Origin of the sequence: Vibrio sp. 1CM7H (genome assembly GCF_023161645.1) — a bacterium.
GTDB classification, from domain to species: domain Bacteria; phylum Pseudomonadota; class Gammaproteobacteria; order Enterobacterales; family Vibrionaceae; genus Vibrio; species Vibrio diabolicus.
Genome location: NZ_JALNTV010000001.1, coordinates 1,179,401 through 1,193,383 on the forward strand (window position 1 = coordinate 1,179,401; position 13,983 = coordinate 1,193,383).

Below are 13,983 nucleotides of genomic sequence, written 5' to 3' on the forward strand. Positions count from 1 at the left end.
TTTCTAATCGACTTTAGGCGGCGTAGTAAACGTATGATGGGGCGCCGGGCTTGGCACCGTCCATTCTAAGCCCTCCGCACGTTCCCACGGTTTTGCAGCGGCCTTTTCACCGCCACGAATACACTTAATCACCACCCATAAAAAGATCAATTGTGACAACCCAAACGCAAATCCACCAATGGAGACGATTTGATTGACATCAGCAAACTGAATAGCGTAATCCGGGATACGTCTTGGCATACCCGCTAAACCTAGAAAGTGCATCGGGAAAAACAAAACATTAACTGAAATAATCGAGCACCAGAAATGCCACAAACTCAGCTTGTGGTCGTACATATTGCCTGTCCACTTAGGTAACCAATAGTACGCTGCCGCCATAATCGAGAATACGGCACCAGATACCAACACATAGTGGAAATGCGCAACCACGAAGTAAGTGTCATGATATTGGAAATCCGCCGGCACAATTGCCAGCATCAATCCCGAGAAACCGCCAATCGTAAAGAGCACAATAAAGGCAATGGCAAACAACATTGGCGTTTCAAATGTCAGAGCCCCACGCCACATGGTGGCGACCCAGTTAAAGACTTTCACCCCTGTTGGTACCGCAATCAGCATGGTGCAATACATAAAGAAAAGCTCTGCAAAAACTGGCATCCCCGTTGTAAACATGTGATGCGCCCACACAAGGAAAGACAACAACGCAATGCTGCACGTCGCGTAAACCATCGAATGATAACCAAACAGCTTCTTGCCACTGAAAGCAGGAAGGATGGCAGAAATGATGCCAAACGACGGTAAAATCATGATGTACACTTCTGGGTGACCAAAGAACCAAAAGATGTGTTGAAACATCACCGGATCGCCGCCACCAGCTGCATCAAAGAAGCTAGTCCCGAAATATTTGTCAGTAAGAACCATCGTCACCGCACCCGCTAATACCGGCATAACCGCGATCAATAAGAAAGCGGTGATTAACCAAGTCCAAACAAACATTGGTAACTTGAACCAAGTCATTCCCGGAGCTCGCATATTTACTATCGTCACGATAACGTTTATCGCGCCCATGATGGAGCTGATACCCATGATGTGAACAGAGAATACAAACAGCGCGGTGCTATCTGGGCCATAAGTCGTGGACAACGGAGCATAGAACGTCCAGCCAAAATCGGGGCCGCCGCCAGGTAAAAACAACGAGCTCAATAAAATAAGAAATGCAAAAGGTAGAATCCAAAAGCTCAAGTTGTTCATGCGAGGTAGCGCCATATCTGGAGCACCGATCATCATTGGAATCATCCAGTTAGCAAGGCCCGTAAATGCTGGCATCACAGCACCAAACACCATCACCAAACCGTGTACCGTAGTCATTTGATTAAAAAACTGTGGATCAACCAGCTGAAGTCCAGGCTGGAATAATTCGGCACGAATGACCATCGCCATCGCACCACCAGTCAGAAACATCGCAAAACTAAACCAAAGGTACAGGGTGCCAATATCTTTATGGTTTGTGGAATACAGCCAACGAGCAATACCTTGGGGAGCATGATGATCATGGCCATCATCAATCGCAATGGTACTGTTTGCACTGGCTTCCGCTGGAGCAGACTTCACTGCCTTTTCTATTGGCTTACTCATATTTCCTCCTTAGCACTGCCTTGTGCCTTAAAGGCATTCACATCGGATGCTTGCACCCTATCACCAGTGTCGTTGCCCCATGCGTTTCGCTGGTATGTGATGACCGCAGCAATTTCTTTGTCACTTAACTGGTTCGAAAAAGACTGCATTGCAGTGCCCGGACGGCCATTCACAATCACATCAATGTGCTCTGAAATTGGGCCTGTTGCGATAGGACTGCCCTTAATCGCGGGAAATGCACCCGGAATCCCCTCACCATTAGCCTGATGGCACACAGCACAACGCGCCGTGTATATCGATTCGCCCTGCGACATCAACTCATCCATGGATAAGTCTTGAGAGAGCGCCTCTTGTGCCGCCGCTTTTTGAAGTGCGATTTCTTCCTTCTTACTCGCTAACCATTCATCAAACTTTTCTTCTTCCATCGCATGCACCACCACCGGCATGAACCCGTGTGCACGACCACATAGCTCCGCACATTGACCGCGATATACGCCTGGCTCATCAATTCTTGTCCATGCTTCATTAATAAAACCAGGGATGGTGTCTTTCTTGACAGCAAAATCCGGCACCCACCATGAGTGAATAACATCATCAGAAGTCATCAAAAAACGCACTTTGCGATTCACAGGCAACACCAAAGGGTTGTCTACTTCCAATAGATAATGCGCGCCTTTTGTCTCGATACCATCAATTTGCTTTTGGCTGGTGGCAAGCAAACTGAAGAACTCAACATCTTCACCAAAATAGCTGTAATGCCATTTCCATTGCGAGCCTGTGATCTTGACCGTGATATCTGATTGGCTTGTGTCTTCCATTGCGACTAAAGTTTTCGTTGCGGGAATCGCCATGGCGACGAGAATGATGATAGGTATGACTGTCCAGATAATTTCCACTTTTGTACTTTCGTGGAAATGTGCGGCAACTGCTCCTTTTGACTTGCGATGACGAAAGATGGAATAGAACATGACACCAAATACAATCAAAGCAATTACGCAGCAGATATAGAAAATCAGCATATGTAATTCATACACTTGCCCACTTATCGCTGTGACCCCTTTGGTCATGTTGTAGTCACTTTCCTTTGACCAACTGAAAGAGGAGAATGTGATTAAAATCACATTCAGTGATAAGGCTAGAGTAGTCGTTAATCTTTTCAAAAGATCTCTCCTCTGCTCAGCCGCTACGCTTGCGCGAGCTTCCTTGCGTCCCGATGCAAATATCGAACAACTTTACGAAAAATCACAAAAACTACGATTTCGACACGGTTTGTTATATTTATGTTAAAAGGCTAGTTATAGTTCCAAGGTTCTTCAAGAAATTAAATATGATTAAATTTTGTTCGGATAAAAAATTAATTCGGTTTATCGATTGCCCTCTTTGAAATGTAATTGAGAACCATTTACATTAATTTAAAAGAAAACATTGAGATACTTACAAAACGAAGTGTCCAAGAAAGTAGGCGCCCCCTACTAAGGAATGATTGATATGACAGCACTAATTACTCAATGGCTAGAACGAGACCCTGATCCTAAGACTCGCGAAGAGCTACAACACCTCGTCGATACAAATAATGAACAAGAGCTTACTGATCGCTTTGGATCGCGCCTTGCCTTTGGTACAGCAGGGTTACGCGGCAAAGTGGGTGCAGGTCCAAACCGAATGAACCGTTTGGTGATTCAAGAGACAGCCACTGGCCTAGGAAACTATTTGCTAGAGCAAGTCAAAGATGCCGCAAGTCGTGGTGTCGTTATTGGCTACGACGGTCGTCCTGATTCGAAACAATTCGCGCATGATACCGCGTCCGTACTGACAGCCCTTGGTATCAAGGTTTACCTAACGTACGATGTTGCAGCAACCCCAATTGTTGCGTTTGGTGTCCGAACATTGAATGCTGCGGCCGCTGTTGTTGTTACCGCTAGTCACAATCCACCAGAGTACAATGGCTTTAAAGTATATTGGGAGAATGGCGCACAAATCATTCCTCCACACGACTCTGGAATCGCAGCGAAAATTGATGACGCAACAACGAAGCCATTACCTTTAATGTCTCTCGATGATGCAAAACAGCACGGTTTGTTAGTTTGGTTGGAAGACGACTACTACCAAACTTACCGTAAAACGATGAACGAAAACGCGCTGCTTACTCCTGACAACAACACCGATATTTCTATCGCTTACACTGCGATGCATGGCGTTGGGGCGAATATGGCGGAAACGCTCCTCGCAGACGCTGGCTTCAAAAAAGTGGCAAGTGTTAAGGAACAGCGCGAACCTGATGGCAGCTTCCCAACCGTCAACTTCCCAAACCCTGAAGAAGCCGGTGCAATGGATATGGTGATGGCGTTAGGTAAGTCCGTAGATGCTGATATCGCTTGTGCCAACGATCCAGATGCCGACCGTTTTGCAGTGGCGGTCAAACGCCCAGATGGCGAATACCAAATGTTAACCGGCGACCAAGTGGGTTCACTGTTTGGCGATTACTTGCTAGAACAGCAACCTAACGCTCTGGTTGGCAACACCATCGTATCCTCAAGAATGCTGAGTAGCATTGCCAAAGCGCATGGCGCCCAATACTACCAAACGTTAACAGGCTTCAAATGGCTCACTAACGTTGCCATGGAGCAAGAGACAGAAGCCAATCCATTCTTGTTTGCTTATGAAGAAGCGCTCGGTTATACCGTGGGTAACAAGGTGTGGGATAAAGATGGTTTATCTGCAATCGTCGCATTTGCCCAGCTAACAGGAAAACTTAAAGCTCAAGGCAAAACACTATGGGATAAATTGGAAGAACTGTACCGCGAGCACGGTTTCTACTTTAACGCGCAGCGCAGTATCGCTCTCGACCCGAACTCTCCACCAATCGGCGACAAACTCCGTGCAAACCCACCAACAGAGATTGCTGGTAAAAAAGTCGCAGTAACTGAAGATCTAAAAACATCGGTTCGCATGTTTGATGACGGCTCAGAAGAATCCATTGACTTACCAGCAAGTGACGTATTGATTTATCACCTAGAAGATCAATCTCGCGTGATTGTTCGCCCTTCGGGTACTGAGCCAAAACTAAAATGTTACTACGAAGTCATCAACCTCTTCCCAGCGGATATGAGCTATGCACAAGCACAGCAAGCGGCAGAGGCGAAGATGAACGAACTTATCGACGCGCATCAGACAAGTTTGTAAGTCAAAGAGAAGCAGAGACATCTGATACGATAAGAGGCGCAAATTCGCGCCTCTTTTTTTGATTTTGACTAGAACAAGTCAAGCTAACCAGTGCTTTTCCCTAGCTTACAATTTCCTTTTGTAGAAAGTACTTGTGGATGCCCTCTGCAGGATAGCCTGAGTACTGCCCTACTTTTTCAAAACCCAATTTGAGATAGAATTCGAGAGCTTGGAAGCTGTAGGTATCCAAATAAACATGGGTAACCCCGTGAGGCTTTACTTTTTCTTCTAACATTGACATTAACTGGCTACCGATACCAGATGTCCGACTTTCAGCATCTACCCACAAAAACTCAACAAACACCGTGTTTTTAAACATTTCGCCAGTCAGACCACCCATGATCTTGCCATTCTCATCTTTAGCAAAACATCCCACAGCATGCACTTCCCCTTCAGGCAAATGCAGTCGGTTATAAGATCGAATACCTTCACGAACAGAATCAAGGTCTGTTTGATCTGGATTTAAACAAAATTCAAGCTTCATACATCCTCTCCTTAGGAAACATCAATATCCTAAAACAAAAAGCCAGCAATTGCTGGCTTTCTGGTGGAATATGATAACTTTACAAGGCGAAACTGCTCAGCATCCACAACGCGAGAATAACGAACACTAAACCCATTAGTTTATGTTGATACGTGCGGAATTTTTCGTTCTCGAGCAGCCCCTTACCCAATGTGCCTGCCAGCCCAACAAGTAATAAATTGAATGACAAGCCAAGGACGTTTAACAATAACCCTAGTGCTAGCATCTGCTCACCAGAAGACGCTGTAATATTGCTTGAGACAAACTGCGGCAAAAACATCACAAAAAATACCAACGCTTTAGGGTTAAGCAAATTACTCATCAAAGCACGTTGATAATAAGTTGACGCCATTTTGTTTTGACCATTAAGCTCTGGAGCCGAAGGTGCCTCAGCTCGTAAGCAGTCCCAACCCATTTTTAACAAGTAAGCGCCACCTAAGAGATGAAGGACTTTAAGGGCGATTGGGCTCATTGCAATCAGGGTAGATACTCCCATTGCAGCAAGCAAAGTAAGAATAACACCAGACGTCGCATTGCCTAAGCTAGCAAACAGACCGACCTTCTTACCGTAACTCATACTAGAGCTCGCGATAAGCAACATATCGGGCCCTGGTAACAGCAACAAAGCCACTACTGCGGTGAGATAAACAGGAAGTACAGATAAATCAATCATGATGGAACCGCTTTTTCTACAACAAAGCGGAGAATGTTATACCAACAAAATAACAACAGCCAGCCCAAAATCACCAAGATGATTCAGAAAATAAAAATCATAGTTCGCTAGATTGCAAAATAACAATCAATTCGCCTATTTATAAAAATCGAATAGCAATTTTGTACAAAAATAAGCACGATGGATCCGTTACACTTCTAAGATGATTTTCTTGAGCAGACCGGATAAAGATGAAAGAAAAGAATAAGGAAATCGCTACCTTCAAGATAGCTCAAGAGCTCGGCGGTTTAGAACTTCTCGATGCAAAGTACGAGAAGCAGAATTTTTCACGCCATAGCCACGAAGGTTACACTATTGGTGTCATCGAAAAAGGGGCACAACAATTTTTTAGGACGGGCGGGAATCATATCGCGCCACAGGACAGCATCATCCTTGTTAATGCAGATGAAGTACACAACGGGCATTCAGCCTCGGAAGGCGGCTGGGAATACAAAGCAATGTACCCCGTACCTCAGCAGTTTCAAACTTTAGGACAAGAGCTTGGTTCACCAAATGTAGCGCTGCCCTATTTTCCTCAACCTGTGGTTTACGATCCTGAGCTGGCTAGTCAGTTACGATTGGTGTTTGAAACACTAGAAAAATCAGACAACCGTTTATTGAGAGAAACTTTGGTTTACGGCACGTTGATCAAGTTAGCCAGTAAACACAGCACCCACCGGGCACCACTGAAAGAATCAACCAGAGCTCAGCGACAAATACAGCTGGTCAAAGAGTTTTTGGAAGACTTCCCGCAAACGGACGTCTCGCTAGAAGAGCTCGCAAAACTGGCTGGGTTAAGCCCTTTTCATTTGCTAAGAGAGTTTCAAAAACAGTTTGGCTTCCCTCCCCATGCTTATCAAATTCAACAACGTTTACGAATGGCAAAGAAGTTGCTCAAACTCGGACAAAAAATTTCAGATGTAGCGCAAGAATGTGGCTTCCATGATCAAAGTCACCTGCATCGACACTTTAAAAAAGCCATGGGCGTCACGCCCGGTCAATACATTCGTCACAGCTAAAGAGCAATATTGTACAAGGCGTTATGCCGCTATCTCGTTACCTTGATAGCCTGATTTTGGAACAACTAAGAATAAACTATGGACCACACTTTGCCGCTAAAAGAAGAATCAAAAGCTGCGTTATTTTGGCAAGGCACACTTGCGATGATGCCACTGAGTATCGCGGTGTTACCTTGGGGTTTGCTCGCAGGCTCATTCGCGATTGATACTGGGCTTCACCCTTTGGAAGGACAAGCACTATCCGCCATTCTGTTCGCAGGTTCCGCGCAGCTCGTCGCGATGGGGATGATTAAATCGGGGGCAGGCCTAGTAACCATGTTACTAACAACGTTTTTTATCACCTCTCGACACTTCCTCTACAGTGTATCGATGCGCAGTAAAATTGCACCACTTCCTCTTAAATGGCGGTTATCACTCGGATTCTTACTCACTGATGAGCTGTTTGCGATTGTAGGTCATCATTCCGATAAACAATTTAATCGCTGGTATGCGCTTGGGGCTGGTTTGAGTTTTTACCTGTTTTGGAATATCGCGACATTGACGGGCATTATTGCGGGAAGCCTGATCCCTGAACTGAACGAAATGGGATTGGAATTTGCTGTGGCCGCGACTTTTATCGCAATTGTAGTTCCGACTATTAAAAATATGGCGGTGCTCGCGAGTGTTGTCGTGGCATTAGTGAGCTCGGTCGCCCTAACCTATTACCAAGTGGAAGGAAGTTTGATGATTTCGAGCATTTTAGCCATGCTTACAGGCTACTTTGTGGAACAAGTACAGGAGAAACACTAATGATCATGTTGTCTATTTTACTGATGACGGGACTTGTTTTCACCAGCCGCTACTTGTTTTTAGAACCCAAGCTACCACTGCGATTAGGGACACGTACACAAAAAGTGCTCAACTACGCCAGCCCTGCGGTACTCACTGCGATCTGGGCGCCTATCGTTTTCATTCCCGATGGAGCACTCAGCGTGAATGTGCACAACCCATTTTTATTGGCTGCCTTGCTGGCTGCGTTAATCGCGTACTTTACTAAAAATGTTCTTTTAACGACGGTGATCAGCATGGTGGTATTTCTCGTTCTGCGAATTTGGCTTTAATTCGCCACCCACTCAATCTCCAACAGGGTGACATCACCACACTTTAATCGTCCAAGGAAGATGTCACCTTGATGCACCTCACCAACTCCTTTTGGTGTGCCGGTCATTACCACATCGCCATCTTGAAGTGTTGTGTAACTCGTTAATTCATCCAAAATGGTTAGCGGCGGATAGAGCATCTGGTTAACGTGACCTTTTTGTACACGAACGCAGTTAATTAAGAGCTCTAGGTTAAGATCATTAATATCAATGTTATCCAAAGAGACAAATCGACTAAACACTGCGGAGCCATCAAACGCTTTAGCACGCTCCCAGGGCAACCCTTGTTGTTTAAGTGAAGACTGCAAACCGCGCTTGGTCAGATCCAATCCCAAACCGACCGCTGAATAGTGTCCATCTTTGATCAGAAAACAGATTTCAGCCTCGTAATGAAGAGGCTCTTGATGAAATGAACGCAGAGTCGTCGATACGGAAGTCGCGGGTTTATTAAATACCACCATTTGCTCAGGTATCGCATTATCAAGCTCATGAATATGTTCAACGTAATTTCGCCCAACACAAAGCACTTTACCCACTTCTACTTTCTTTTCTTCAACTTGAATAACGCTCATCGCTCTTCCCTGCAAAACAAAAACCTCATCATAATCTAACCTATTGACTTAACGACACTAAATCCCATCCTCTAGTGTGAAAAATAAGACATTCACCCCGTTTTGAGTTTTGTATCATCTAATTGAAACATCACGGTATTTACAAAACAAATAGACAAAAAAGCCAGCACGAGGCTGGCTTTAAATCAATAAGGGTGAATGATTGTTCTCGCTAAATCCTATTATAGGTAGTAACGAGCACCTATCGCCCATTTGTCATCAGTTTCACGACCATGGTCATCATTTAGGTCAAACTGGTAACCCGCGTAACCAACAAATTTAGGCGTGAAGTTGTACTCTGCCTGCAGTGCCATTTCCTCACGAGCGGTTTCTGTTTTAGAATTTTTGAACTCTTTACCTTCAACCATCTCGTAGTTAACGCTCAAGTTTAAGCTGTTCGCTAGAGCGTATGCGATGATCGCTTCGTACGCATCACTTTCCGCCAAACGGTCGCCATTTACACTGAAGTTCATATTTTCATTTGAACCATATACCGCGGCAAGGAACAGACCTTGACCGTAAGCGCCGTAAGATGCAGACACAACATGTGATTCCGCGGTGTGTTTACCTGTGTAAGCAGGGTGTTGGAATTCACCACCGTTGTATGAGTAGCCAATTTTCGCGCCCATGATTGCGTAAGAAAGCGCAACTTGCATGCGGTCATCGTATTTAAGACCACCAGTGATAGTACCTGCGTCGTTACGCGTGTAATCATCATTTGCGCCTTGCCATCCAAGACCAACGTTAATCACACCTGCTTCGCCTAAATCAAAGCCATTTCGATAAGACAGCATTTTATCCGCACGACCTGTGCCTAAGTTTCCGTGATCGTCGTAAATGAAGTCATTCGCAAACGCAATTGGCATATCCGCGATGCCTGCTACATCATAGTAAGGTGACCATTGCGTACCACCTACTGCACGACCGTAAACCTCATGTGTTAAACCTAAGTAACCTAGACGAGTTTTAAACGACTCTTCACCGCCATCTAAGTAGTTTAGAGCCCATTCACCACGTGCGTCTGCGGTGAAGCCATTGCCTAAATCTTGTGTCGCAGAGATATTGATACGAGGAGAGTTAGTACCAACATCCGTGTCACCTTGCTCTGAACCATTTAAGTTAACAGAAACGTGGCCGCCCATCGAAAATGTTGTGCCATCGTTATTATAAAGTTCCACTGCCACTGCTTGAGTGCCGAAAGTTGCTGCTGCGATTGCCGCTGCTAATAATTTTTTATTCATTTCTAAATCCATTACTTATTAGTTGGTTAGTCAGTTTTAGACCCAGCTCTGATTCACTTTCGTAAAACGAAATGATGAACACAGAAAGGAATACAAAGGCCCTCTGGGGCATCTTTTCCGCCAGAATGGATTTACCTTTGTGTAACAACTGCCGACACTTTATTTGATTAGTTCCTGATAACCGAGTGAAAAATTCTCAGCAAAAAACTAAAAAGCAAACGTTTACTTATCCGAAAAAAATCCAGGCGTAAAAACCTTACAAAAAGAAATGCTTTAACGAGATAGTGCTCACAAATACTTGATGAACCCCAACTTTTGAAAATAACTTTCCCGTCAAAATGAAATATTTACTTACATTTTGGAACAAAAATAGGTTCAGGAACTTTTTGAAAAAAGCACGGTCTCCAATAGAAGGCAGAAAAACCTCAAAAAAGATAAAACCTTTCTTTTTATAAGAGATATAAGAAGGGGCACTTATTCTCGCCAGCAATAAAAGTGCAATCAAATCATAACTTAACAGAAATCTATCTTTCATTTTCAGGGTTTACCTTAGCGTCATCAACACATCGGGCAAGAAAGCCCATCGATTACAACTAGGGTAATAAGAAAATGAAAAAGGCAGCACTAACTACTGCAATTCTTACAGCATTGGTATCAGCACCATCATTCGCAGCAACAGTATACAAAAACGACGGTACTGAATTAAAAGTTGGCGGCCGCGTTGAGTTCCGTGGTGACTTCATCGGTTCAGGTGGTGCTGAAGTTGAAGGCTCAATGGAAGATAAAAGCCGCGCTCGTCTTAATCTAAAAGGTAAAACGGACATCGGCAATGGCCTTTCTGCATTCGGTGTTTACGAAGCCGAGCAAAAAACGGGCAAGAGTGAATTCAAAAACCGCTACATGTATGCAGGTGTCGACTCTGATATCGGTGCTTTCTCTGTAGGTCGTCAAGACATGGCTGCAGTCATCATCTCTGACATGACGGATATCACTGAGTTCTCTGGTGTTCAGCAAGTTATCGATTCGTCTTCTGATAAGCAAGACAGCGTTTTCGCATACCGTGGTGCGTTTGATGCGCTACAACTGCAAGCAACCTACCAAGCAAACTCTAGCGATAACGAAGATAAATACGGCATCTCTGGAATGTACTCACTGCCAATGGGCCTAGACCTCGGTCTTGCATATTCTGGTGGCGACGTAGATAAAGACAACTCTGAAGATCAAATTCTAGGTGGTATCGCTTACTCGATGGATAACCTTTACCTAGCAGGTACTTATTCTCAAGGGTCCCTGACTGACGCTGAAGACTTTACGGCTTACGAGCTAGTCGCAAGCTACAAAGTAGCAAGTAAAGTGACACTTGCAGCTCTATACACAGCTCAAGAGAATGATCCAGACAACGGTTCAAAGTACGACACCGTTGAAGGTATCGAGCTTGTTGGTTACTACAAACTAAACAGCAACTTCCGTACTTACCTGTCTTACTACATCAACCAACTTGATGAAGCAAAAGATCCAGCAACAGGTCTAGTAACAGAAGGCGAAGATACACTGCGCCTTGGTGTACGTTACGATTTCTAATTCACTCTTGTCCTAAGAGCGAGTCCAATTGGCCAGCATGCTTGCTGGCCATTTTTTATGTAACCCAACATAACTCGATAAATTTTCACACTATCCAAGCATCGCTCTGCAATGAAAAACGAGCGTAGTGACTCCTGCCTCTGCCCTCTTTTAATGCGATTTGTCACTAAGTTAGTGCATTTCTCCTAATAGTCAACCGAACTAAAACAAAAAAGACAATTAAAATCAAATAGATAAAAATTGGCACGCGTTCTGCAATACCAATTATGCAAATGCATGGCAGCGTTTGTGCTTCTCGTTCTTTGTACCTGTTATAACAGGCACGTCCTTTGAATTGGTAATGTCGCCTCCCTCTGGGAGGCATTTTTTTATTGGCGCGAAAAACAATAGGACGTATGATCCCGCCACCTCTATCAAACTGGAATTTTTCAATTGAATCATCATCCTGTTCAAGGTGCGTCCTGGATGCTAACAGCTGGCTTGGCATTCGCCATAGTGAACAGCTTCGCCCAAATTGCTAGCATCAACTTTGGTGTCTCTTCCACCACATTCGCGTTATTCCAATACGCTATTGCCTTATTTGTCATTCTGCCCTATCTGCGTACACTTGGAATTAGACGCTCACTAAGAACCCAACACTTTGGTTGGCATGCCTTCCGTATTTTTCTCTCTGTTATCGGGATTCAGCTTTGGCTTTGGGCACTCGCTTATCCAGTTCCGATTTGGCAAGGCATTGCGCTGCTGATGACCTCTCCATTATTTGCAACGGTTGGATCTGGCTTGTTACTCAAAGAGAAAGTAGGTACTGCACGCTGGTTAGCAACATTAACAGGGTTTGTTGGTGCTATGATCATTCTTGAGCCGTGGGCAGATTCATTTACATGGGCGACCCTGCTTCCTGTTGGCGCCGCATTTTTCTGGGCAGCGTATTCTCTGATGGTAAAGAAAATGTCGGTCAACGATCCGCCCTCAACCATGGTTGTCTATTTATTACTGCTGATAACGCCGTTTAATATCTTATTGGCAATACCGACATTTACGATGCCAAATACCTGGACGATATGGGGCGTACTTTTAGCCGCAGGCGCGCTTACAGCACTCGCTCAATGGGCTATCGTTAAAGCGTACGCAGTTGCAGACGCCTCGTTTGTGCAACCATTTGATCACGCAAAACTGCCTTTGAATGTCGTTGCTGGCTGGTTGGTGTTTGGCTGGGTACCACCTGGTCGTTTATGGCTAGGCGCCGCGATTATTATTGCCTCCATTGCGTTTATTACGCACTGGGAATCGAAAAAGACAAAGCTAGTTGAAAGAAAAGTCTAATTTCAAGGTTCTATATTTTCAGGAAAGGAAATGAGGAACACCATATGAGTCAACCAATCAAAATTACACTGTATCGCTGGGCTGGTAGTTGGGGTCCATTCAAAGTCAATATTCCTTGTGGTGAATGTACGTTAACTAAAGATATTTTGACGGATACTTTTAAAAACGAACTCGCTGATGTCCCCGTAGAACTGGAAGTAAAAGATTGGTTATCACATTGGTGGGAACCATTAAAAGAAGGGGCCTGGCATGCACCGATTCTTATTGTCGAAGGAAAAGTGGTCAGCCAAGGAGAAGCGCTAAATCGGGGCGTGCTTGTGCAATCAGTTATCGCTGAATGGGTCAAACGCGATGAGCTAAAAGGCAACATTGTTTATGGTAAAGCCACCTGCCCTTACTGTGTCAAAGCGAAACAGCTACTTGACGATGCTGGTGTTCAATACGAGTATCATGACGTGGTTAAAGACAGCGCTGCTTTGTATCGCATGATCCCCGAAGTAAAGGCCATCATTGGAGAAAAAACGCCGGTAACAGTGCCGCAGATCTGGTTGGATGGAAAGTATGTTGGAGGCGCTGACGATTTAGAAAAGTGGTTAGCAGCAAAGGGGCTAGATAAAGTGCCTAATAATGTCGTGGAGATACCAAGCCAATCCGCTTAGCGTTTGATTCAAATGCCATCCGTCTTTGAATAGTGGTTTACCAATGTTGTTCAATATGTAGGCTGCCACTAAAAACAAGACAGATAAAAGCAAAAAGCCCTGATTCTTCAATCAGGGCTTTTTAAATTATTTCGCCAGTTTTTTCATAACACGAGCAAAAACAGAAGCTTTTTTCTTCTTCGCTTTACCGTAAAGCGCTTTGTGCATCGCGTCTTTTGCAATCATCTGGCCAATATAAGCACCACCAAGTTCGTTACCCATGACCTTCTCCTGAATGTATTGACTTAACTATGTTGTAATTTTACACCACAATCAGAT

Annotated in this window: 14 protein-coding genes; 7 read left to right on the forward strand and 7 right to left on the reverse strand. The window is 44.5% G+C overall.

Features of this window, described 5'->3' with window-relative positions:
* Positions 1–3: 3 nt before the first annotated feature.
* Positions 4–1,635, reverse strand: coding sequence for a cytochrome c oxidase subunit I (gene ctaD, locus MSG33_RS05155; protein WP_005391175.1), 1,632 nt, complete (start codon positions 1,633–1,635; stop codon positions 4–6).
* Positions 1,632–2,795, reverse strand: coding sequence for a cytochrome c oxidase subunit II (gene coxB / locus MSG33_RS05160; RefSeq protein WP_006742066.1), 1,164 nt, complete (start codon positions 2,793–2,795; stop codon positions 1,632–1,634). Before coxB ends, ctaD begins: the two co-directional genes overlap by 4 nt.
* A gap of 328 nt (positions 2,796–3,123) precedes the next feature.
* On the opposite strand from coxB, the gene MSG33_RS05165 reads away from it, so the two are divergent.
* Positions 3,124–4,818 (forward strand): phospho-sugar mutase, encoded by a 1,695-nt coding sequence (locus MSG33_RS05165; RefSeq protein ID WP_047008374.1) that lies wholly within the window; start codon positions 3,124–3,126, stop codon positions 4,816–4,818.
* Positions 4,819–4,918: 100 nt separating this feature from the next.
* Here the strand turns inward: MSG33_RS05165 and MSG33_RS05170 are convergent, their stop codons facing one another.
* On the reverse strand, positions 4,919–5,341 hold the full coding sequence (locus MSG33_RS05170; protein ID WP_053809566.1) for a GNAT family N-acetyltransferase: 423 nt from the start codon (positions 5,339–5,341) through the stop codon (positions 4,919–4,921).
* A gap of 79 nt (positions 5,342–5,420) precedes the next feature.
* A complete protein-coding gene (locus tag MSG33_RS05175; protein ID WP_248380115.1) occupies positions 5,421–6,053 on the reverse strand; it encodes a LysE family translocator in 633 nt (210 codons plus the stop codon).
* Between the two features lie 230 nt (positions 6,054–6,283).
* Between MSG33_RS05175 and MSG33_RS05180 the strand changes: the two genes are divergently transcribed.
* The 3 genes from MSG33_RS05180 to MSG33_RS05190 all read left to right on the forward strand — a co-directional run bounded on the left by MSG33_RS05180 (position 6,284) and on the right by MSG33_RS05190 (position 8,211).
* Positions 6,284–7,111 (forward strand): AraC family transcriptional regulator, encoded by an 828-nt coding sequence (locus MSG33_RS05180; RefSeq protein WP_104972787.1) that lies wholly within the window; start codon positions 6,284–6,286, stop codon positions 7,109–7,111.
* A gap of 78 nt (positions 7,112–7,189) precedes the next feature.
* Complete coding sequence (locus tag MSG33_RS05185) at positions 7,190–7,900, forward strand: AzlC family ABC transporter permease (protein WP_074189916.1); 711 nt, start codon at positions 7,190–7,192, stop codon at positions 7,898–7,900.
* Positions 7,900–8,211 (forward strand): AzlD domain-containing protein, encoded by a 312-nt coding sequence (locus tag MSG33_RS05190; RefSeq protein ID WP_006742072.1) that lies wholly within the window; start codon positions 7,900–7,902, stop codon positions 8,209–8,211. The genes MSG33_RS05185 and MSG33_RS05190 overlap by 1 nt, the downstream gene beginning before the upstream one ends.
* Here the strand turns inward: MSG33_RS05190 and MSG33_RS05195 are convergent.
* Both MSG33_RS05195 and MSG33_RS05200 read right to left on the reverse strand, forming a co-directional pair.
* Positions 8,208–8,822 (reverse strand): fumarylacetoacetate hydrolase family protein, encoded by a 615-nt coding sequence (locus MSG33_RS05195; RefSeq protein WP_248380117.1) that lies wholly within the window; start codon positions 8,820–8,822, stop codon positions 8,208–8,210. The genes MSG33_RS05190 and MSG33_RS05195 overlap by 4 nt on opposite strands.
* 221 nt (positions 8,823–9,043) lie before the next feature.
* The gene (locus tag MSG33_RS05200) at positions 9,044–10,102 is read right to left on the reverse strand and encodes a porin (protein WP_248380119.1); all 1,059 of its coding nucleotides are present in this window, start codon (positions 10,100–10,102) and stop codon (positions 9,044–9,046) included.
* 609 nt (positions 10,103–10,711) lie between these two features.
* Between MSG33_RS05200 and MSG33_RS05205 the strand changes: the two genes are divergently transcribed.
* From MSG33_RS05205 to MSG33_RS05215, 3 genes are all read left to right on the forward strand, one after another.
* A complete protein-coding gene (locus MSG33_RS05205) occupies positions 10,712–11,683 on the forward strand; it encodes a porin (protein WP_054867550.1) in 972 nt (323 codons plus the stop codon).
* A 465-nt stretch (positions 11,684–12,148) separates the two neighbouring features.
* On the forward strand, positions 12,149–13,006 hold the full coding sequence (locus tag MSG33_RS05210) for a DMT family transporter (protein ID WP_053809570.1): 858 nt from the start codon (positions 12,149–12,151) through the stop codon (positions 13,004–13,006).
* Positions 13,007–13,050: 44 nt separating this feature from the next.
* Positions 13,051–13,665, forward strand: coding sequence for a glutaredoxin (locus MSG33_RS05215; protein WP_248380121.1), 615 nt, complete (start codon positions 13,051–13,053; stop codon positions 13,663–13,665).
* A 126-nt stretch (positions 13,666–13,791) separates the two neighbouring features.
* On the opposite strand, the gene MSG33_RS23525 is transcribed toward MSG33_RS05215, so the two are convergent.
* A complete protein-coding gene (locus tag MSG33_RS23525; RefSeq protein WP_005391196.1) occupies positions 13,792–13,926 on the reverse strand; it encodes a hypothetical protein in 135 nt (44 codons plus the stop codon).
* Positions 13,927–13,983 lie beyond the last annotated feature (57 nt).